This window comes from Aliikangiella aequoris (assembly GCF_053709105.1).
In genome coordinates, this window is the sequence record NZ_CM132298.1 from 2,363,181 (window position 1) to 2,384,791 (window position 21,611).

The 21,611-nt window shown below is 40.9% G+C and carries 17 protein-coding genes; 10 read left to right on the top strand and 7 right to left on the bottom strand.

From position 1 onward, the window contains the following. The first annotated feature begins 38 nt into the window (after positions 1-38). Positions 39-332, top strand: coding sequence for a met regulon transcriptional regulator MetJ (gene metJ / locus ACUR5C_RS10215; RefSeq protein WP_454465019.1), 294 nt, complete (start codon positions 39-41; stop codon positions 330-332). A gap of 160 nt (positions 333-492) precedes the next feature. On the opposite strand, the gene cysK is transcribed toward metJ, so the two are convergent. Together cysK and cysG are read right to left on the bottom strand one after the other, a co-directional pair. Then, on the bottom strand, positions 493-1,449 hold the full coding sequence (gene cysK, locus ACUR5C_RS10220) for a cysteine synthase A (protein ID WP_454465020.1): 957 nt from the start codon (positions 1,447-1,449) through the stop codon (positions 493-495). Positions 1,450-1,588: 139 nt separating this feature from the next. Continuing rightward, complete coding sequence (cysG, locus tag ACUR5C_RS10225; protein WP_454465021.1) at positions 1,589-3,028, bottom strand: siroheme synthase CysG; 1,440 nt, start codon at positions 3,026-3,028, stop codon at positions 1,589-1,591. 304 nt (positions 3,029-3,332) lie between these two features. Between cysG and ACUR5C_RS10230 the strand changes: the two genes are divergently transcribed. Both ACUR5C_RS10230 and metH read left to right on the top strand, forming a co-directional pair. Further along, entirely contained in the window at positions 3,333-4,313 is a 981-nt protein-coding gene (locus tag ACUR5C_RS10230; RefSeq protein ID WP_454465022.1) for a LysR substrate-binding domain-containing protein, read from the top strand. Positions 4,314-4,419: 106 nt separating this feature from the next. Next, positions 4,420-8,139 (top strand): methionine synthase, encoded by a 3,720-nt coding sequence (gene metH, locus ACUR5C_RS10235; RefSeq protein WP_454465023.1) that lies wholly within the window; start codon positions 4,420-4,422, stop codon positions 8,137-8,139. 31 nt (positions 8,140-8,170) lie between these two features. On the opposite strand, the gene ACUR5C_RS10240 is transcribed toward metH, so the two are convergent. The 4 genes from ACUR5C_RS10240 to ACUR5C_RS10255 are packed head-to-tail and all read right to left on the bottom strand — an operon-like array spanning position 8,171 to position 11,748. After that, entirely contained in the window at positions 8,171-9,841 is a 1,671-nt protein-coding gene (locus ACUR5C_RS10240) for a cation:proton antiporter domain-containing protein (protein ID WP_454465024.1), read from the bottom strand. A 24-nt stretch (positions 9,842-9,865) separates the two neighbouring features. Then, complete coding sequence (locus tag ACUR5C_RS10245) at positions 9,866-10,315, bottom strand: acyl-CoA thioesterase (protein ID WP_454465025.1); 450 nt, start codon at positions 10,313-10,315, stop codon at positions 9,866-9,868. A 24-nt stretch (positions 10,316-10,339) separates the two neighbouring features. Then, a complete protein-coding gene (locus tag ACUR5C_RS10250) occupies positions 10,340-11,002 on the bottom strand; it encodes an SGNH/GDSL hydrolase family protein (protein WP_454465026.1) in 663 nt (220 codons plus the stop codon). Then, entirely contained in the window at positions 11,002-11,748 is a 747-nt protein-coding gene (locus ACUR5C_RS10255) for an NUDIX hydrolase (protein ID WP_454465027.1), read from the bottom strand. The genes ACUR5C_RS10250 and ACUR5C_RS10255 overlap by 1 nt, the downstream gene beginning before the upstream one ends. A 253-nt stretch (positions 11,749-12,001) precedes the next feature. Here ACUR5C_RS10255 and ACUR5C_RS10260 point away from each other — a divergent pair, with 253 nt between their 5' ends. From ACUR5C_RS10260 to argH, 7 genes are all read left to right on the top strand, one after another. Further along, entirely contained in the window at positions 12,002-12,568 is a 567-nt protein-coding gene (locus ACUR5C_RS10260) for a PhnA domain-containing protein (protein WP_454465028.1), read from the top strand. 464 nt (positions 12,569-13,032) lie between these two features. After that, positions 13,033-14,037, top strand: a complete 1,005-nt coding sequence (locus ACUR5C_RS10265) for an N-acetylornithine carbamoyltransferase (RefSeq protein ID WP_454465029.1) — start codon at positions 13,033-13,035, stop codon at positions 14,035-14,037. 26 nt (positions 14,038-14,063) lie between these two features. Next, positions 14,064-15,353, top strand: a complete 1,290-nt coding sequence (locus ACUR5C_RS10270) for an argininosuccinate synthase domain-containing protein (protein ID WP_454465030.1) — start codon at positions 14,064-14,066, stop codon at positions 15,351-15,353. 2 nt (positions 15,354-15,355) lie between these two features. Beyond that, a complete protein-coding gene (locus tag ACUR5C_RS10275) occupies positions 15,356-16,489 on the top strand; it encodes an acetylornithine deacetylase (RefSeq protein WP_454465031.1) in 1,134 nt (377 codons plus the stop codon). Next, complete coding sequence (locus tag ACUR5C_RS10280) at positions 16,486-17,940, top strand: acetylglutamate kinase (protein WP_454465032.1); 1,455 nt, start codon at positions 16,486-16,488, stop codon at positions 17,938-17,940. Before ACUR5C_RS10275 ends, ACUR5C_RS10280 begins: the two co-directional genes overlap by 4 nt. Next, the gene (gene argC, locus ACUR5C_RS10285) at positions 17,933-18,952 is read left to right on the top strand and encodes an N-acetyl-gamma-glutamyl-phosphate reductase (protein ID WP_454465033.1); all 1,020 of its coding nucleotides are present in this window, start codon (positions 17,933-17,935) and stop codon (positions 18,950-18,952) included. The genes ACUR5C_RS10280 and argC overlap by 8 nt, the downstream gene beginning before the upstream one ends. A 44-nt stretch (positions 18,953-18,996) precedes the next feature. Further along, the gene (gene argH / locus ACUR5C_RS10290) at positions 18,997-20,313 is read left to right on the top strand and encodes an argininosuccinate lyase (RefSeq protein ID WP_454465034.1); all 1,317 of its coding nucleotides are present in this window, start codon (positions 18,997-18,999) and stop codon (positions 20,311-20,313) included. Between the two features lie 602 nt (positions 20,314-20,915). On the opposite strand, the gene ACUR5C_RS10295 is transcribed toward argH, so the two are convergent. After that, complete coding sequence (locus tag ACUR5C_RS10295; protein ID WP_454465035.1) at positions 20,916-21,587, bottom strand: hypothetical protein; 672 nt, start codon at positions 21,585-21,587, stop codon at positions 20,916-20,918. Positions 21,588-21,611: the final 24 nt, after the last annotated feature.

The following is a 21,611-nucleotide window of genomic DNA, read 5'->3' on the forward strand; positions in this document are numbered from 1 at the left end:
TGTAGAATAGCCTTTGGTTATTAACTATCGAGGTCAAAATGGCAATTGAATGGGATGGGGAATTCATCAACCCTTATGTTGAACATGGTGAAAAAAAGAATAATGTAAAAAAGATTACCGTTTCTATTCCGTTTTCTGTTTTAAAGATTTTAACGGATGAAAGGACCCGCAGGCAGGTATCTAACCTACGTCACGCCACTAATAGCGAATTATTATGCGAGGCATTTTTGCACGCTTATACGGGCCAACCATTGCCCACCGACGAAGACTTGTCTAAACAAAATGAAGATTATGCAGAGCGTATGATGCGCACTTTAAATGAAAATAAATAGTAAAAACCTATAAGCAAAAGTTCTAATCATTCGCAGCTAAAACTTAAGTTTGGGGTTAATTTTTAGGCCAAGTATGCTGGGTATTAAAAAAAATTTATTCAATTTTAAGGTTTAAGGATAAGCTAGACAAGATTGTCTAACTTATCTAAACCGCAGCTAACTATTTAAGCGAGTCCAGGATAGCCTCGTCTGATCCCTCTGCTATATCTGCAAATAATGGCGTACTTAAATAACGCTCACCCGTATCAGGTAGCATAGCCAATATAGTGGAGCCTTGCGCGGCTGTTTCCGCAATTTTTAGCGCCGTTGCAAATGTTGCTCCTGCCGAAATCCCACAAAAGATCCCTTCATTTTTGGCTAATTCTAATGAAGTCTTTATTGCTACATCGTCTTTTACCGGAATCACTTGGTCTATCACTTTTTTATTTAGAACGCTGGCAACAAAGTCAGGTGTCCACCCCTGAATTTTATGCGGGCTCCATTCCTTACCGGCAAGTAGTTGGGCGCCTTCAGGCTCAGTGCCAATAATTTGAATTTCTGGTCTGGCAATTTTTAATACTTCGCCCACGCCGGTTATGGTACCGCCAGTACCATATCCGCTCACAAAGTAATCTAAACGCTCACCGGCAAAATCTTTAAGTATTTCTGGCGCCGTTGTATTACGGTGAAACTCAGGATTCGCAGGATTATCAAATTGCTGTGCTAAGAACCAGCCGTTTTTGTCAGCTAAGGCAGCAGCAGTTTTAACCATGCCACTACCGCGCTCTGCCGCAGGCGTTAACACTACTTTTGCGCCCAGCGCGCGCATGATTTTTCGTCGCTCCACAGAGAATGTTTCTGCCATAACCGCGACAAAAGGGTAACCTTTAGCTGCACAAACCATAGCTAGCGCAATACCTGTATTACCCGAAGTCGCCTCAATAACGGTTTGCCCTGGCTTTAATCGACCTTTTTTTTCGGCGTCATTAATTATGGCATAAGCAAGCCGATCTTTAACCGATGCTAAAGGGTTAAAGTACTCTGCTTTAACATACATAGTGACATGCTTTGGCGCTAGCCGGTTAATTTTAATTACCGGTGTATTACCTATGGTGTCTAAAATAGAATCATATTTCATGGTGAATATCCTTGTTAATCAGTTTACATATCAATTTAGTTTAAAAAATCTTGTGATTAAATATAACTTCTACACAAATTCAAGAGACGATTAAGTCGAGTGCCCTTTTGCCTATGCCAGCACCTAAGGTCTTTCAATTTTATAGTGCCTCTTTAAAAAGCGACTCAACTTGGTTAAAAGCATCGTTTTCAAGCTCATTAATTAACACGCTTTGCGAGTTCCAATTTAAGCTTTTTGCCAATCGAGTTACCTCTCCAACAATAATGAGCGCGGGGGTACTTATTTGATGTTTAACTACCGCTGCAGCTAAATAATCTAAGCGAGTTAATAGCACTCTTTGATTCACTAAAGTTCCGTTTTCTACAACAGCGACTGGTGTACTCTGAGATAATCCATACGCAATCAACTTTTGACTGATGGTTTGATTACTCAAAAGTCCCATATAGAAGACGAGCGTTTGGTTCGCTTGCGCCATCGCTCGCCAGTCGACACGGCTTTGAGAGCCTTTTTCGTGGGCGGTAACTAAATGAAGTGATTGAGAGTAATCTCTATGGGTTAGCGGAATTCCAGCATAACTGGCACAGCCTGAAGCGGCTGTAATTCCAGGAATAACTTCAAACTCAATTTGATGGTCACTTAAATGTTGCAATTCTTCGCCGCCTCGCCCAAATATAAAGGGATCGCCGCCTTTGAGCCTAACAACAGATAATCCTAACTCAGCCTGCTCAACTAATAGCTGGTTGGTTTTATCTTGGGTTACAAAGTGAAGGTTGGAGCGCTTACCAACATGAATTAAAGTCGCGTCTTTACGCACACAATCTAAAATATCTTGGCTTACCAGTGCATCATATAATACTACGTCGGCCTTTTGTAAAACTTTTAATGCTTTAACCGTTAATAGTTCGGCATCGCCCGGCCCCGCGCCAATTAAGTAGATTTTGCCCAAAGGATGCTTCAACTCAGTTTTATAGCGTTGCAGTAGCTTTTTAGAGTTTAAGGCTAGCACATTTGAATTACTTATCGCAGTTTCTATGTACCACTCAGAAAAAGCTCGTCTAACGCCAAAGTTGCTTAAGTTTTTTTTTATCCATGGACGTAGCTCGCGTAAGCGGAGCAACAGAGAGCCTAAATTTTTTGGTAACAAGACTTCAATTTTCTCTCTAATCTTGCGAGCTAAAACCGGAGAAACGCCCGAACTCGAAACCGCAATTAATAAGGGCGAGCGATCAATAACCGCAGGCATAATAAAACTACACAAAGCGAGGTTATCAACAACATTAACCCAAATATTGCGCTCTTTGGCTGCCGTGCTAATTCGAGTATTAAGTTGCTCATCGTCGGTAGCGGCAATCACTAAATACTGATTACTTAAATGACTTTCATTAAACTTTGCTTTAATTAGCTTAGTAGAAGTATTAACTGCCGCCGCTTCGAGCTGTGGTGAAAATTTAGGGCTAACAATTGTGATTTGGCTACCCGCTTTTAATAAATGCTTTAGCTTTCTGGCGGCCACTTCCCCTCCACCAACGATTAAACATTGACGGTTTTGCATTTGAACAGTAATTGGTAAATAGTCCATACGGACCTCTTGGCTAAAAAGTCATTTTGCGAATAACACCATTATTTTTAGGTTTAGCAAAATAAACAAAGCCCATACTGTTATAACTAGTGGCAATACACTGCTTTCGAGCCAACACGTTAGCATTAAGCCACGCAGCCTTCTATTATTGAATAATAACTAGCCTCTCGCAGGCAACTAAAGACCAATAATTAATAAGGCCATAATACCTATTGCTATTATAGGGTAACGATGTTAAATTTGCGCCATCTTTACGTTTAGACGTCCAAAACCAGAAAGTTACAGTTTTAATGTTGGAATCATTATGAAGTTACACCAGTTAAAGTACTTAGTCGCCATTGTGGAAAACAACTTTAATATCACAACCGCCGCTGAAAAAATTTACACTTCACAGCCAGGTATAAGCAAACAACTAAGGCTGTTAGAAGACGAGCTAGATCTCAAAATTTTTGAGCGTAGTGGTAAACAGTTGATAGGGCTAACTGCGCTGGGAGAAGATGTGGTTAAGCATGCCCGCAGAGCATTGCAAGAAGTTGAGAATATAAAACGTCTTGCGCAAGATAAAAACAAAGTAGAAAGTGGTAGCTTTTCCTTAGCCACAACACAGACTCAAGCAAAATATGTATTACCAAACGTATTTAAACGCTTTCATTCTCGCTTTCCTCAGTTGCAAATTGATATTCAACATGGTTCTGCCGAACAAATGAATGAACTATTAGAAAAGAAACAGATTGATTTTGTAATTGCCTCTGATAATTCGGCGGTTTCTGCTGACATCATTAAAATACCATGTTACCACTGGGATCGCGTTATTGTATTTCCACAAGACCATCCTCTCGGTGATTTAACTCAGCCTACGCTAGAAGACATTTCTCAATACCCTATTATCACTTATAACGAACCGAAAGTTGGCGAGTCAAGTTTGGTAAAAGCGATGAAGCAAAACAACTTACGTCCGAATATCGTTTTTACCGCAAGAGACGCTGATGTAATGAAAACTTACGTTCGCAATGGCATGGGTATTGGAATAATCGCAAGCATGGCGTTTGATCCTAAAGTTGATCATGATTTAATTGGTTATTCGGCTAAGTCAATTCTGCCCCGCTGTACTACATGGCTTGCCTTTAATAAAAACTTGTTGCTCAGAAGTTATATGTATTCATTTATCGAGTACTTCGCACCGCACATTACCAAAGACTGGCTCAATAGCTTTATTAATAAAGAGCTTTCGGGAGATACCAATCTCGATAGTTCGGTCAATCAAAAGCATTTACCCATGCATTAAACAAGCAGCTTCAAGCTAGCTAGTTTTTACACCGCTTAGAAAATTCAAGCCGTGTTGAATCACTATTATTTTTTATATTGGATTAATTTTTGGATACCACAATATTATGAGTCTCTTGTCTGGCCCACAAAACCATCTCGATAAAACGGAACAACTAACCGAGCTATTAAAATCGAAAATTTTATTGCTAGATGGCGCAATGGGAACCATGATTCAAAAGCATCGATTTGACGAAGCTGACTACCGAGGGACGCGCTTTAAAGATTGGCATTGCGACTTAAAAGGCAACAACGACTTATTGAGCTTAACGCAATCCCAAGCAATTATTAATATTCATAACGAATACTTAGCTGCTGGGTCAGATATTATCGAAACCAACACATTTAACTCGACCAGCATTGCTATGGCCGACTATGACATGCAAGCGCTAAGTTACGAAATCAACGTAACCTCTGCCAGGCTAGCAAAACAAGCTGCAGAGAAATATTCTACGCCAGAAAAGCCACGCTTTGTTGCTGGCGTTCTTGGCCCAACAAATAAGACAAGCTCAATTTCTCCAGACGTTAACGACCCTGGTTTTCGAGGAATAACATTTGAGCAACTTAAACAGGCTTACTATGAGTCCACCCAAGCGCTTATAGAAGGTGGTGCAGATATCATATTAATAGAAACGATTTTCGACACACTCAATGCAAAAGCAGCGATCTATGCTGTCGATGAATATTTTCAACATTCTAGTCAAACCCGTCCAATAATGATTTCAGGTACCATCACTGACGCCTCAGGCAGAACTTTAACCGGTCAAACAACAGCGGCATTTTACAACTCATTACAACATGCTAAACCAATTAGCTTTGGGTTAAATTGTGCTCTCGGGGCAAAAGAGTTACGCCCCTATATCGCAGAATTATCTTCAATTTGTGAAAGCTATATTTCTGCACACCCAAATGCAGGGCTTCCAAACGAGTTCGGCGGCTATGACGAATCACCACAAGATATGTTGAATGAGCTTGCGACTTGGGCCGAACAAGGTTTGTTAAATATTATCGGAGGATGTTGTGGTACGACTCCAGAACATATCAAAGCGCTCAGTCACATAACGGCGCAATACAAGCCAAGAGTGCCACCTAATATAAAGCCAGCCTGTCACCTTTCTGGACTTGAACCCTTACGCATTGATCATGAAAGCCTGTTCGTGAATGTAGGTGAAAGAACCAACGTCACAGGCTCTAAAAAGTTTTTACGTTTAATAAAAGAAAATGATTTTGAAACCGCTATCGATGTTGCTAGGGAGCAAGTAGAAAATGGTGCCCAAATAATTGATATAAACATGGACGAAGGCATGCTCGACTCTAAACAGAGCATGGTAAAATTTCTTAATCTAATAGCTGCCGAACCCGATATTTCAAGAGTACCGGTTATGCTTGATTCTTCAAAGTGGGAAATTATTGAAGCCGGTTTACAGTGCATTCAGGGCAAAGGCATCATTAATAGCATTTCGCTAAAAGAAGGTGAAGCAGAGTTTAAAGCGCACGCAACTAAGGCGAAACGCTATGGTGCTGCAGTTATTGTTATGGCTTTCGACGAAAGCGGACAGGCCGATAACTATCAGAAAAAAATTGATATCTGCGAGCGAGCCTACAATATTTTAACCAAAGAAATTGGTTTTAATCCATTGGATATTATTTTTGATCCTAATATATTTGCTATAGCAACTGGCATAGAAGAGCACAATAATTATGCGGTCGATTTTATTCAAGCGACTCAATGGATAAAACAAAACCTGCCTGGGGCGTTAGTTTCAGGCGGAGTTTCTAATGTTTCATTTTCATTTCGTGGTAACAATCCAGTGCGTGAAGCAATTCATGCGGTTTTTCTCTATCATGCCATTCAAGCGGGAATGGATATGGGCATTGTCAACGCAAGTCAGCTTGAGGTCTATTCACAAGTTGACTTGGAATTAAAACAAGTTGTCGAAGACGTAGTGCTCAACCGCGACGCTAACGCCACGGAACGACTAATTAGCCTTGCAGAAAAGTATCAACCTGGCGCTGTAGAAGAAAAAGAAGACACTCGACTGGCATGGCGAGATCTCGATTTAAATCGACGTATTGAACATGCTTTGGTCAAGGGAATAACCGAATATATTGAAGCAGATATTGAACTAGCCAGACAACAGTGTGCACGCCCTTTACACGTAATAGAAGGCCCGCTGATGGCAGGTATGAACATCGTAGGGGATTTATTTGGTGCTGGAAAAATGTTTTTACCTCAAGTTGTTAAGTCGGCTCGAGTGATGAAAAAAGCAGTTGCTTATTTAGAGCCGTTTATGGAAGCAGAAAAAAAATCGCTTAACTTAGTAGATAAGAAAAAAGGAAAAATATTATTAGCTACGGTTAAAGGCGACGTTCATGATATTGGCAAAAACATTGTTGGTGTCGTGCTCCAATGTAACGGTTATGAAGTCGTTGATTTAGGCGTGATGGTTAGCTGCGACAAGATCATTGAAACCGCAAAACAGCAACAATGCGACCTTATTGGGTTATCTGGATTAATTACACCGTCGCTAGATGAAATGGTTTATGTCGCCAAACAAATGCAGCAGCAAGGCTTGCATATTCCTTTATTAATTGGGGGCGCAACTACTTCTAAAATACATACTGCAGTAAAAATTGATCCTAACTATGAGCACTCAGTAATTTACGTAACCGATGCTTCAAGAGTCGTGTCAGCGGCAAGCTTTTTATTAAGTGACGAAGCCAAACTAAATTATATAAATGAGGTAAAACAAGAGTATCAAAAAATGCGCCTTGAACGCGAAGGCAAACAAGTCAAGTTTAAAGCAACGCCATTAAAAGTTGCTCGTGAGTTTAAGTTTAGCCAAGATTGGCGCAGCTATAATAGCCTAAAGCCTTCGTTTTTGGGGGAGAAAGTATTTACAGACTACCCGCTTGAAAAGCTAATCGAGCGAATCGATTGGACCCCATTTTTTAGAAGCTGGGAGCTTGCAGGCAAGTATCCTAAAATTCTACAAGACAAAGTCGTTGGAGAGTCAGCACAAAGATTATTTAACGATGCACAGCAAATGCTAAGAGCCATAGTAGAAGAAAAATGGTTAACCGCTAAAGCGGTCATTGGCTTTTATCCTGCCAATAGCGTTAACGATGATGATATACAAATCTTTACCGACGATAGTAGAGCGCAAGTAAAAGCAACACTTCACTTTTTACGCCAGCAAAAGCAAACTCGACCGGGAAAGCCTAACTTTGCATTAGCTGATTTTATTGCACCAGTAACGTCTAAAGTAAATGATTATATTGGCGGCTTTGCGGTCACTGCAGGAATTGGAATAGAAGCACATGTTACCCGCTTTGAGCAAGCCAACGATGACTATTCAGCCATATTACTTAAGTCATTAGCAGACAGGCTAGCAGAAGCTTTTGCAGAGCATATGCATGAAAGCGTAAGAAGAGAATATTGGGGCTATGCAAGTGACGAATCATTAACCAATGAACAGCTTATTGCTGAAAAGTACCAAGGAATTCGACCGGCTCCCGGTTACCCTGCTTGCCCCGATCACACCGAAAAAGGTACGCTTTGGGAGCTGCTTCAGCCGGATAAGCGCATCGGTTTAAATATTACCGAAAGCTTCGCTATGTACCCAACTGCCGCCGTATCTGGATGGTATATTTCACATCCAAATGCGCAATATTTTGGCGTAGGTAAAATTTCCAAAGAACAAGTTATCGATTATGCTGAACGCAAAGGTTGGAGCATTCAACAGGCTGAGCGATGGCTTGCACCTAATTTAGGCTATGATTCATAAAGCCATGAGCTCTGCTTTTTGCAAGAAAATTTTACTCGGAAATTTTTGCAATATACTCAGCTCGAAACTCTGCAATTAAGTGACGGCTTTTGGTTCGCTCAACCCCGGCGCTGGTAAGCACCATGCTAGAAAGCTCCATGCTGGCTTCAAAGTTTTCTGAAATTACATGGCTTGCACCTAGCTGCATTAGTTGACGACTTTGCTCTTGGTCATGTGCCCGGACTAACAGTTCGGTTTTAGGGTATAAGTTGCGTAAACTAGCAACGATACTCTTAGTCGCTTCAGGTTCGTTAACGGTTACAATAATGACTTTGGCTTGACTCGCTCCAGCCGAACTGAGCAAAGCAGGCTTAGTCACATCACCATAAAAAATTGGTATCCCACGTTTACGTTGTTTTTTTACAACCGTTGCATCTAAGTCAATTGCAACAAAAGGCACCTCTGCCCTTGTAAGAATCTCACCTAATCGATGCCCTACTCTACCGTAACCAGCAATTAACACGGGTAAATTTTTAATGCTGTCGGCAGCAGGTAGCTCATCTTCTTCGGGTAGTTTACTCACTTTCTCTGCGACGTAAGCTAGCAAAGGAGTTAAAAGCATACTCAACAATACAATAAGAATTAATTGTTGAAACACAATATCGTCAACTATTTTAGATTGTCGTGCTAACGCAAATAAAACTAATGCAAATTCTCCGCTTTGCGCTAGAACTAGCGCTACAGCAAGTGCATTTTTACGCTCGATTCCAAAAACCAATGCAATAGGTAGCAGAACCAAAACTTTTATTAGTACCAAACCAATCACTAGCCCTAGCATAAGCACAGGCTCGTTTAGTAATAAACTAAGGTTAAATGACATGCCCATAGACATAAAAAATAACCCAAGTAACAAGCCTCTAAATGGTTGGATTTCTGCCTTAACCTGGTGACGGTACGAAGAGTCTGAAATAAGTAGTCCGGCTAAAAAAGCGCCCATCGCCATAGAAAGCCCCGCGTGCTCAGTTAAAAGTGCGGCACCTAACACAATTAACACTGCAGAAGTCGTAAAAATTTCTGGGCTGCCGGATTGAGCAACACGGTGCAAAACCGGATGCAATAAATACTGACCAACAATAACCACCGCGGCTACAACAAATAATGATTCGAGTAGTTTCATACCTATTTCAGCGCCAAATGTAATTTCTGGCATTACTAATAAAGGAACAATTGCCAATAAAGGCACAACCGCTAAATCTTGTAGTAATAGGATTGCAAACGAGGTTCGTCCATAGGTCGCGGTTAACGACTTACTTTCGGTTAATAGCTGTAATACAAACGCCGTAGACGACAGCGCTAAAGCCAGTCCAATCAAAAAAGATGCATCTAACGAAAAGCCAATAAACCAATATCCAAACAAGCCAATTACCGCACCAGTAAGCAGCAGTTGCAGAGCACCAACGCCAAAAACTAGTCGTCGCATTTGCCAAATTCGCGACGGTTTCATTTCAATACCAATAATGAAAAGTAGAAAAACCACCCCAATTTCAGCGAAAACAGAAACTTCAGAGGCGCGAGCAATCAGCCCAAAAGCATTTGGACCAACCATAAATCCTGCGAACAAAAAACCCGGTACAGTACCTACTTTTAACGCTTGTGCTATGGGCACAATGACAACCGCAGCGGTCAAAAGTATGACAAAATCGATTAGGTAGTGAGAAACCATAATTATTTAGCTTTTTCCTTGCGATTATTCTTGTTTGAGCTCCGGCTGCAGCGCGAGAATCGATGCGACAACTTTGGAAGGAACTTTATGACTACATTGTTGAGTATAGTCGAAATAAATAATCTCGCCGCTTCCCTGAGCAACCACTTTTTCCTGCTTTTCGCTAAATATCGCATATTCCATGGTAAAGCGTTTACTTCGCAATGCGGTTAATTGCGTTCCAATCGTAATTTTATCTGGATAAGTTAAAGGGGCTAAAAAGCGGCAATCGGTAGCACCTAATATAGGCCCAATTTTATCTTTGGCCATCACTTGGTTTACTTGGGTCGCGTTAAAATACGCCATTCGTACATTTTCAAAATAACGAAAATAGACCGTATTATTAATATGCTGAAATGCATCCATATCCCCCCATATAAGTTCTTGCTGGTGGGTAACACAATAGATTGCTTTAAATTCTTCTAGTGCACTCATTTGAGTTTCCTTAGGTCAATAGACTTATTTTTCTGAGCTAACCAATTGGTTGAGCTGTTGCATTATTTCAATCGCGACAATTTCATGGCCTTGCGCATTTAAGTGCACCCCATCCACAGCAAATAGCTGTTTATCACTGGCTTTTATCATGTTGGTAAAGCCTATTAGATGACAATTTTGTTGCAAAGCTATTTCACTCACTTTTTGATTATAGATTTTAACATCGGCATTATTTAACAGTTTACTGTGTGAATTAAGCCGACCATCGATTACATCACTAACACTTAGCATTTCGTTTAAAATAACTCGGCAACCAAGCGCTTTGGCTGCATTGATGCAAGCGATCATATTGCGTTCGAAATAACTGAGCGGGACTGTGTTTTTATTTTTCTTAATCGCGATGTCATTAATGCTTGGACTCACAATAACCCAATTTTGCTGCGCTCGAATCACTCGGCTAGCTAACTCATTTTCGATCCTACGAGCAAGACCGTCAGATGTTTCACCGCCTATTCCCAGGTTATACACAAAGCATTCTAAAGATTTACTTGGCTGACTATTCGGCGTAATTTTCCCCTGCAGCGCAAGTAATTTTATGCGCTCACACCAACCGCCGCCAAGCTCATCCGATTCGCCCCACACGACACTATCGCCAAAACAAAATATCTTTAATTGGTTGTGCTTCATTATATAAACACTTCGTATGCTTGACCTGATTGAGCGTAGTTTGCAATGCTTACACTATTTAATCCATCACCATTGAGCGCTGCGGTTAGCATCTTTTTATTTAGCTCGCCAATTTTTTCATTTGCTAAATATTCACTTACACTAATCCATTTAGCATCTGCTATTTCGCTCTCTTGCTTGACAATGTTATGTGTAAGAGGCCTGAGCAAGCAAACGGCGTAAATATTAGAGGTGCCAAACTGAGACTCGTGATAATGGCGAAAACCAAGCAAGCGAACAAATTCGGTTTTAATTGCAGTCTCCTCTTCAATTTCGCGCATTACGCCAGCTTGAATATGCTCATTGATATCTAGCATGCCGCCAGGAAATTTCCAATTATTGGGGTATTTTTCTACATGCGCCTTTTCACGGATAGTCAAAACTTGCTGCTGCTGATTAATAACAATTCCCCCCACGCCGACAGTATGGCTAGCATAGTCAGGAATTAGTGCATCCTTAATTAATCGTTTGGTCAGAACAAACTCTTGTGAATTTGCATGATGATTGTTAAAGCCGAGAGTTAAAGCGGGCGCAATAAGGTCGGACTGTTTTAATGATAGGTGTAACCAAACCACGGGATGACCAGCGGTTTGCCAAGAAATTAATGAACTTTGTAAGGCCTGTAAAAACTCAGCGGGATTATCTGGAAAGTCCTCGCTAGCTGCCACTACCCCGTTATAATGGTTTACCGTAAAAGCTAAACCCATGTATACGCTCCCCTTCCAATCGATATTAAGTGGATAAATTTAGGCTAAATAAACCCGATATGAATATTTTTATCTGCGACCACCGCTTTCTCACAAATGCTTTTATATCAGCAAGTTATACAAATTTTTAGCATTTTTTACTGGTAGCATTATATCTGATGATAGGGATAGATAGCTACCAAGGCTTAGGCGCGCCTTTCAATTTAATCTAAACTGTGGATAATAACGCCACCTCAAGATTACGAGAAACAGCATGCCAGTAAAACAAGCCTTAATGACCCGCGCAGAAAACCAGTGCGAGCTATGTAAAAACACCCAAAACTTAAGCGTTTATGAAGTGCCGCCGACAGATAGCGCTGATAGTGATAAATGTATCTTAGTGTGTGACATTTGCGCTCCTCAATTGGCGGGTGAGGTAGACTTAGATCAGAATCATTGGCGCTGTTTAAACGATAGTATGTGGAGTAGCGTTGCAGCAGTTCAGATTACCGCGTGGCGTATGCTCAATCGGCTAACCCCGGAAGGCTGGGCACAAGATTTACTCGACATGCTCTATCTAGATGATGAAATGATAGCTTGGGCTAAATCTGGCATGCTCATGCATAACGACGCCCCTACCTATGACAGCAATGGGGCTGAACTCAAAGCAGGCGACAACGTCACCCTAATTAAAGATTTAGATGTAAAAGGCGCTAATTTTACCGCTAAGCGAGGTACCCCAGTTCGAAATATTTCATTAACCCGTAACCCTGAACACATTGAAGGTCGAGTTAATGGCACCCGCATAGTACTAGTCAGTAAGTTTTTAAAGAAGATGTAATCAAAGGCTCAGCTAATAAAAGTTCACTGAGGCTCCCCCTTTGGTTAGCCTCACTCAACTTAAAACAGATCAAAAATAATTGACCTAGCCCCTTATTCCAAAAAGTTAAGGTAATAACACTTGCAGCCTAAAAGTTCCTCATGGTAAAAATAATAATCATTCGATTAACTTTTTAAGTGACACTCGTGACAAACCAAGCAACACCAATTGCAACATTTGATTACTCAAGCTCTCGCTCACTGATTCAGGTCAGTAGTTTTGCTGTAACACTTTTGTCACTTTTATCCTTTCAACCGCAGCTAGTGTCACAAACTACAGTTATCCGCCGTCGCCGCCGTACCTTTAAGGTCGGGAGTGAAGCTATGCGGAAATAAAATTTTCTCATTACTTAAAAACCCGGCCTTAGCGCCGGGTTTTTTTATGCCTTTTATTTACCATTTTAAACGTTAAACAGGAATAAACTCATGCAACCAAAGCATTTTATTAGCACCCAAGACTACTCTCAAGATGAACTGCAACACCTAATAGACTTAGCCAATCAATTTAAGTCAGGACTTAATTGCAACGACTTGCAAAACAAAAGCATCGCCCTGTTATTTTTTAATCCAAGCCTACGAACTCGTACCTCATTTGAGCTAGGCGCTTGGCAACTTGGCGGAAAAGCCATTGTACTAGAGCCGGGTAAAAATGCTTGGCCGCTGGAGTTTGATTTCGCCAAGACAATGGACGGCGACGCCGAAGAGCATGTGATAGAAGCAGCTAAAGTACTTTCCGAATACTGTGATTTAATTGCTATTCGAGCATTTCCACAATTTAATAATTGGCAGGATGATAAGCAGGATAAAATTATTCAACGCTTTGCTCAGTATGCGAGTGTTCCGGTGATTAATATGGAAACCATCACTCACCCTTGTCAAGAACTCGCACACATGCAAATGCTGCAAAACAATCTAGGCAACGTTAAAAACAAAAAGTATTTACTCACTTGGACCTATCACCCTAAGCCGTTAAATAGCGCAGTAGCCAACTCTTCAATTCTTATTGCCAGTAAGTTTGGCATGGATATAACGCTGCTCTGCCCTGAGCCTAGCTACTTACTCGACAATGACTATCTGCAACAGGCCCGCAGCAACATAAGCACCTATGGCGGTAGCCTTACCGTGACTCACGATATTCAGCAAGCCTATGCTGATGCAGATGTGGTTTACGCTAAAAGCTGGGGATCTCTAGAGCATTTTGGTAATTGGGAAAGTGAAAAAAAAATTCGAGATCAGTATAAACATTTCATTGTAGATGAAGAAAAAATGGCAATAACTAATCGAGCGCTTTTCTCTCACTGCCTACCCTTACGTCGCAATATTAAAGCTACCGATGGAGTGGTAGATGCAGATTACTCCAAAGTTATTGAGGAAGCGGCAAATCGATTACACGTTCAAAAAGCATTAATGACACAACTGTTCAACTCTTAAGCAACTTATAGAAACTGAGAAATACAATGACAAACAATACAACAATATCCAGTAAAACGAATAATCAGCTTGTAGTACTCGCCTTTTCTGGCGGCTTAGATACGAGTTTTTGCGTGCCTTATTTAATCGAGAAAGGCTATCAAGTGGTCACGGCGTTTATCGATTCCGGCGGAATAAGCCAAGCAGAAAAAGCAGCAATAAAAGCAAGGGCTTTACAGCTAGGCGCAATTCAACATCGCGAAATATCAATTGTCACACAACTTTGGGAGCAAGTGGTTACGCCACTGATTTACGCTGATCATTGGTATCAAAACCAATATCCATTACTTTGCTCGGATCGGTATTTAATTGTCGAGTCTTGCTTAAAACTATGTGACGAGTTAAATACCTGCAATTTTGCACACGGCTGTACGGGCATGGGCAATGATCAAGTGAGGTTTGATATTAGTGTTGCCTGTTTAGGTGAATATCGGGTTATTTCGCCGATAAGAGCGATCCAAAAAATCACTGATAATGTACGAAACTATGAATTAGAGTACCTGCAAGCCAAAGGCTTTAGTGTTAGCCAAGCTAGCAAGGCATATTCAATCAATCAAAACTGTTTAGGCGTTACCTTATCAGGATCAGAAATTGATCACTGGCAAGCGCCCGCATCAAGTAGCTATGTATTATGCCAACAACCAAACTCGTCTAACATTGCACATAACACGCTGCAACCTGCGCCTGTGACAAGCCAAATAAAACTTGAGTTTAAACAAGGTCAACTTATTCGCTATAACCAGCAACTGCTCGCACACGATATCACTCCAGCAGAGCTGCTTAAACAGCTGAACCAACTGGGTGGTCGTTACAGCATTGGTAGAGGAATTTATACCGGTGACACCACTATCGGACTAAAAGGACGTATTGTTTTCGAAGCACCCGCCCTTTCAATTTTACATGCCGCCCATCGCGCGCTCGAAGAGTGCGTTAATAGCAAAGCGCAAAATCGTTTTAAAGCAACCGTGGCAGAAAAATGGTGTGAGCTAGTCTATGAAGGATTATTTTATGACCCGTTAAAAACTGACTTACAAGCTTACTTAACCTCCACCCAAAAACAAGTGAGTGGCACTGTCACCTTAGAACTTTCTCTGGGCAGCGTGCTCCCTATAGCGATTGAGTCAGCGAATATTTTAGCTAATAAAAATGCAACTTACGCCCAGAGCAGTGATTGGAACATACAACAAGCTGAGGGCTTTATAAAATTATTTGGCCAATCAACCAAACTCGCCTGTTTAACATCCGTAAATAAAACTAACACTTGTGGAGCGGCTTAGCTATGCAAGCTATTGAACACCTAAAACACTTAGTGAGTTTCGATACCCAAAACCCACCGCGTAAAATTAGCGTAAGTGATCCAATATTTGTTTACTTAAAAAGTCAATTACCGGGCTTTAAATTTGAAATGCAAGACAGTGGAAATGGCTGTATAAGTTTACTCGCTGTGCGAGGACAACCAAACACCTTATTTAACTTGCATTTAGATACGGTTCCAGTAACGCAAGGCTGGCAAACTCCACCGCTGGAACTTCACATTAAAAATGGAAGAGCCTACGGGCTAGGCGCTTGCGATATTAAAGGTGCATCTGCCTGCTTACTTAATGCAGTGAATAAGTCTACAAGTGATATTGCATTGCTATTTTCTACTGACGAAGAACACGGTTCGAGTACCGCGGTAAAAACATTTATTCGCCATTATAAAAATAAAAGCAGCGTTTATCCATTAGTCTCTAGCCTATCGATTAGCAACGTAGTGGTAGCTGAGCCCACTCTATGCCATGCCGTAGTTTGTCATAGAGGTGTGTTAACCGCTAATGCAATATTCAGCGGCGTTTCCGGTCATGCGTCTGGTACTAACACTGCTCGCAATGCAATTCATCAAGCGGCCAAATGGATTGAACTGGTCGCTGAGTATTGTCAAAATCTGCCAATAGCTTTTGCGGATTTAAGCGGAATTCCATTTAATGTGGGAAAAATTAACGGCGGAATTAAAGCGAATATGATCGCAGATAGCTGCCATATCAACTTTGGCATTAGAACCTTGCCAGGGCAAAATATCGACAGTTTTTTGCATCAGCTAAGTAGCATAGATAATTCGATTCACATTGCAATTGAACCAGCATTTTATGGCGCAAGCTTACCCGCAGACCCGAGTCTCGCTGCGCAGCAGTTGGCAAACGCTAAGCAACTTGCTCAAGCTTTCAAGTTACCCGTTGGACCTAGCGTTAATTTTTGGACTGAAGCCAGTTTATTCTCTAACGCAGGCTTTACTTGTGTAGTTTTTGGCCCTGGCGATATTGCGCAAGCACATACGAGCGACGAGTGGGTTTCACTCGCTCAGTTAGACAAGGCTAACGCGCTTTATCTCAACATGTTAAACACGCTCAATAGCATAGGAAAATTAAGCGCATGACCAATCAACTCCCCTATCCAATAACTAGTTTGCGTCAACCTGACAGTAATCTGAGCGACAATCATTATTCGCCTAAAAAGACCATCTTGCAGCTACTAGAAAACTTAGCCACTCCGCAAGAAATCAAGCAGTATTTAACTCGCTTTATGAGTGGCGACAAAATGCAGTTTGCGGTAATTAAAGTTGGCGGCGAGGTACTTAGTGATGATTTAGAAAGCCTATGTAACTCGCTCGCCTTTTTGGTACAAATTGGCTTATTTCCAATTATTGTACATGGTGCAGGCAAACAATTGAGCGCTCATTTAAGCCTGCACAACATTCCCTCAAAATTCATTCACGGGGAAAGAGTCACTGATACAAAGACATTAGCGCTAGCCAAGCAAGTCTTCCTCAAAGAAAATACTCAACTCGCTAATAAATTACAGACCATCGGCGTTAAAGCCGTGTCTTTGTCATCGGGAATATTTACGGCGAAACCAAGTCATAACCAGCAATTGGGTTTAGTTGGAGAAGTTACCCAAGTAAATTTACAACCTATTCAACAGGCGATCGCAAATGACTGCGTTCCCATTGTCTCTTGTTTAGCTGAAACCGAGCAAGGCCAAACACTAAACATTAATGCCGACATGGCGACCAGCGAACTTGCCATAGCGTTAAATCCGTACAAAATTATTTTTCTAACACCCACCGGAGGCATACTTGATGAAAATAAAAAAATCATTTCCAGTATCAATTTAGTTACGGACTATTCACACTTGCTCGCCAGCGACTGGCTTAAGGGTGGAATGAAACTAAAACTTATCCAGATAGCAACCTGCTTAAGCCGCCTACCCACTACCACCTCAGTATCCATTACTACTCCAAGCAACTTGGCTAAAGAGTTGTTTACTCACAAAGGCTCTGGAACGCTAGTGCGCCGTGGTGAATCCATTATGTTACATGACTCTATTGAGAGTATAAAAACGCATAAACTTAAAAATTTAATTGAAACAAGTTTTGCTCAAACGCTATCTAAAAATTATTTTGAATCGAGCCCAATTGAAAAAGCAATTATAACTTACTCTTATCGCGCCGCTGCGGTGCTTAGCAAATTTGGCGAAAATTACTTTCTGGATAAATTTGTCGTCGCTCCTGAAGCTAAAGGCGAAGGCCTAGGTAAAGTGGTATGGAAAAAATTACTAAGCTATTTTCCTGAGTTTTTTTGGCGTTCACGCATCACTAACCCTATCAATCAATTTTATTATAGCCAATGTGATGGCTGTCGCAAGCATGGCGAATGGATTGTTTTTTGGATTGGCTTAAAGCAGCCAAAACTCATTGAAGCTTGTTTTCACTACGCGATTAATAAGCCAACTTCCTTAATTGAAAATATCACTCAGTCTGCAAATGATAATCCTCAGTGCAAACAAACGCCTGTTAGCTTAGCGACTAGCGAGGCTAGTGATGAGTAATTTGAATGAGCACCAGTATAGTGTTGGCATAGTTGGTGTAAGAGGATATGTAGGCCAACGACTGTTAGCTATTATTGACCAGCATCCGAAATTAAAAATAGTTTGGGTATCGAGCCGTCAGTTACAGGGCAAGTCTATCTTACAGCTTTCCCCAAAGCTTAAACAAAACCGCCATTTATTAATTAGTCACCTGTCACCCCAACAGGTAGCAACTAGTCAAGTTGAAGTGCTAGTACTCGCGCTCCCTAATGGACTAGCAAAGGACTACTTAGTTGCAATTGAAAATGCAAGCATCTCGCCTCGGCTTATTATCGATCTTTCGGCGGATCATCGGTTTGATTCCAACTGGCATTATGCGCTACCAGAGTTACAGGTCAACTCTCAGCAAAGGCTGCCAGTTGAAGCGTCTAACTCAATCAAACTTAGCAACCCAGGCTGCTACGCAACGGCGATGCAGTTGCTACTAAAACCACTCTGTCATTTACTCAAGCAGCCTGCGAACTGCTTTGGGGTTTCCGGATATAGCGGCGCAGGTACTCATCCGAATAGACATAATAACCAGAAAAATTTACGAGACAATTTAATCGGCTATCAACTCAGTGGCCATTTACATGAGCAAGAAGTGAGTCACCAGCTTAACTTCCAAGTTAAATTTTCTCCCCATGTGACGAGTGCGTTTAGCGGCATTCACTTAACCGCTCAAATTTGCTTTCAACAACCTCAAAGTTATTCTAGTTTGCGCCAATACTATAAAAAACACTACGCAAAGCAGCCTTTTGTTGAATGGATTGACGGGATGCCATCAATAAAACATGTGTGCGATACGCCAAACGCACTAATAGGCGGGCTGCACATAAGCGACGATGGTCTAACTGCTAGCTTAGTTTGTTGTTTAGATAATTTACTCAAAGGTGCAGCTAGCCAAGCAGTTCAAAATATTAATTTAGCGCTTGGCTTATGCCAAACACTAGGTATTGTTCCCAGCAAAAAATCATTTTGCTGGGTGAGTTAATTCACAACGACAAATTACACTTTTTAAACTACTGAGATAGCATTATGACTAAAAATATAGCCCCCATTTGGCAGAAAGCAGCCGCTCAACATTCAACCACTGCAATAAATGAATTTATGGTTGGTGAAGATACAGCACTAGATGCACAGTTAATTGAATACGACATTCGCGCCAGCAAAGCGCATTTAGCCGGCTTGTTTGCAATTAACCAATTAAGCTCGCAGGAAAAAGACCTTTTAACTACCGCACTAGATAAGCTGCAAGCACAAATAGATTCAGGTCTATTTACACTGGATTCTCGATTTGAAGATGGACATTCTGCAATAGAATATTTCTTAATTGAACAGCTTGGCGATATAGGTAAGAAAGTGCATCTAGGTCGTTCAAGAAATGATCAAGTTTTAGTGGCGACACGCTTGTATCTTAAGTCTCAATTAATCCAGGCGAAACAAAGTATTCATTTAATTATTCAAGCCTGCTTATCTCAAGCAGAAACAAATAAAATGCTTGCCATTCCGGGCTACACCCATTTACAAAGAGCGGTTCCCTCGACCGCGGGGTTGTGGTTTGCATCCTTCGCGGAAAGTTTTATCGACAACTTACTCAGTTTAAAAGCAAGCTTGCAATTGGTTGATGCTAATCCGCTAGGTACTGCTGCTGGTTATGGAGTCAACCTGCCTCTCGATAGAGCGCTTACTACACAACTACTAGAATTTGAACGCCTGCAAATTAATCCTCTATATGCGCAAAATAGCCGCGGAAAAATTGAACTCAATGTACTTAATACACTAGCACAGTGTCTTCTCGATATTCGCCGTTTTTGTTGGGATGTTTCTTTATTTACCTCGCAAGAGTTTAGTTTTATTCAGTTGCCTGATGCCATGACTACCGGAAGCTCCATTATGCCCAATAAAAACAACCCCGATTTAGTTGAACTTATGCGCGCAAAATACGCCACTCTGCAAGGAGCAATCAATGAAATACAATCATTGCTCTCACTTCCATCCGGTTACCAAAGAGATTTGCAATTAATCAAGGCACCAATGTTGCGCGGCGTGTCTGAGGCGCTTAAAACACTCGCTTTATTTCCAGAACTAATCAAAGGTATAAAATTCAACCAAGCAGCCATTGCCCAAAGCTTCGAAATAGGTATGTTAGCGACAGATCGCGCAGTAGAGTTAGCCGCCAGCGGCGTCCCTTTTCGCGATGCTTACCAAAAAAATAACCTCGCTGAAACTGAATTGACTCAAGATTTAATTAAGCAATCTATTAAGCAACGAATATCAGCCGGTGCTTGCGCTAACTTAATGCTTGCAGAGCTTGAACAACGCTGGACAAGTTTAAATGACACTAAGAATTAGTTGCTTCAAAATAAAAGTCCCGTTAGGACTAATTGTCTAACGGGTTAGTTATACTAAAATCCCTCGGGGTTGAAATGGATGTTTGCTAAAACAAATAAGATCTTGTTTATAATCATTTCTAGGGCTAACCTTACAAAGCTTATAAAGCGCCAGTAGAACTACTGGCGCTATTAAAAACTCCTATTTAGCGTGAAGCTAGACAGCCGTAATTATTTGCCCTAACAAACATATCACTGCTAGATAGGTTTTGGCGTGACTCTTGACTACGCTTTGCGACTAGCTGGACATATATAGACGCCTCCACAATCCCCCAGCGTTTCTTTTATAGTTTCTTACTTTATACCAAAAGTAAATCTTAGCAATTTAAATGGCAAAATAAATAAATGGTAAATTATCATGCTAATAGCAAAGCAAGTGACTAGCAGAAAAACATACTTTAAAGCAGCTTCGTCAGGCGTTTGCACAACATAATAAGCAACTATAACAATTACCGTTTGATGCAATATATAAAAGGGATAAACAGCCCTATTACTATACTCCAACAGTTTACTTGTTCTATTAAGGTACCTCCTAGCATACCCCACACAAACAAAAACCCACATTCATGAGTTAAAATTCAATAAAGCTATGTACAGATATGTTTGAGGCACATCTTTCCAATTACTCCATAATTGAAAGGGTTCCATTCCATTCCAGCGAAGTGCGTTAATGATTAAAATAGACAGAAATGCCAGCCTAAAAAAGGTATGTCGGCGCGCTTCTATCGTTGCTAATAGTTGCTTAAACCTAAAGAAGAATAGTCCTGCCAAAATGAAAAATATAAAAAATGAGTGGCGTGCGTAATCATGAATGAAATCGTGTGTTGTTGGATAATGTACTGACAAGAATATATAAGGCGTAATAGCTATCAATATAAATACATAGAGACCATACGGCTTTACAAGCCCCGCTTGTATTTTTTTCACAAAAAAAGTCTCTTGGTTAAGCAACAAACATATGGGTATAGACACTATATTGTAAGCAAAAAGATAGGGAATAAACCACAGATGCAGCCAATGAAAATTACCTTCCGGCCACCAATTAAACTGCAAAAACGACTGATAAAATTCAAAATAAGAGAGCTCAGAACCCTGCAGTTTGCGCTGAGTTTTTAATATGCCATCCCCACTCAGCGACAAAAACCATTGAAACGTGGTAATAAACATCATTAAGATTGCAATAACCCTTAAAGCGTCAATGTAGTGAAGTCTTTCTGTTGGAACTTTATCAAGCATATTCTAAACTCTTATATATTCTAT

Coding starts and splice junctions, on each gene's coding strand:
- metJ (WP_454465019.1), top strand. CDS start 39: ATGGCAATTGAATGGGATGGGGAATTCATCAACCCTTATGTTGAACAT.
- cysK (WP_454465020.1), bottom strand. CDS start 1,449: ATGAAATATGATTCTATTTTAGACACCATAGGTAATACACCGGTAATT.
- cysG (WP_454465021.1), bottom strand. CDS start 3,028: ATGGACTATTTACCAATTACTGTTCAAATGCAAAACCGTCAATGTTTA.
- ACUR5C_RS10230 (WP_454465022.1), top strand. CDS start 3,333: ATGAAGTTACACCAGTTAAAGTACTTAGTCGCCATTGTGGAAAACAAC.
- metH (WP_454465023.1), top strand. CDS start 4,420: ATGAGTCTCTTGTCTGGCCCACAAAACCATCTCGATAAAACGGAACAA.
- ACUR5C_RS10240 (WP_454465024.1), bottom strand. CDS start 9,841: ATGGTTTCTCACTACCTAATCGATTTTGTCATACTTTTGACCGCTGCG.
- ACUR5C_RS10245 (WP_454465025.1), bottom strand. CDS start 10,315: ATGAGTGCACTAGAAGAATTTAAAGCAATCTATTGTGTTACCCACCAG.
- ACUR5C_RS10250 (WP_454465026.1), bottom strand. CDS start 11,002: ATGAAGCACAACCAATTAAAGATATTTTGTTTTGGCGATAGTGTCGTG.
- ACUR5C_RS10255 (WP_454465027.1), bottom strand. CDS start 11,748: ATGGGTTTAGCTTTTACGGTAAACCATTATAACGGGGTAGTGGCAGCT.
- ACUR5C_RS10260 (WP_454465028.1), top strand. CDS start 12,002: ATGCCAGTAAAACAAGCCTTAATGACCCGCGCAGAAAACCAGTGCGAG.
- ACUR5C_RS10265 (WP_454465029.1), top strand. CDS start 13,033: ATGCAACCAAAGCATTTTATTAGCACCCAAGACTACTCTCAAGATGAA.
- ACUR5C_RS10270 (WP_454465030.1), top strand. CDS start 14,064: ATGACAAACAATACAACAATATCCAGTAAAACGAATAATCAGCTTGTA.
- ACUR5C_RS10275 (WP_454465031.1), top strand. CDS start 15,356: ATGCAAGCTATTGAACACCTAAAACACTTAGTGAGTTTCGATACCCAA.
- ACUR5C_RS10280 (WP_454465032.1), top strand. CDS start 16,486: ATGACCAATCAACTCCCCTATCCAATAACTAGTTTGCGTCAACCTGAC.
- argC (WP_454465033.1), top strand. CDS start 17,933: ATGAGTAATTTGAATGAGCACCAGTATAGTGTTGGCATAGTTGGTGTA.
- argH (WP_454465034.1), top strand. CDS start 18,997: ATGACTAAAAATATAGCCCCCATTTGGCAGAAAGCAGCCGCTCAACAT.
- ACUR5C_RS10295 (WP_454465035.1), bottom strand. CDS start 21,587: ATGCTTGATAAAGTTCCAACAGAAAGACTTCACTACATTGACGCTTTA.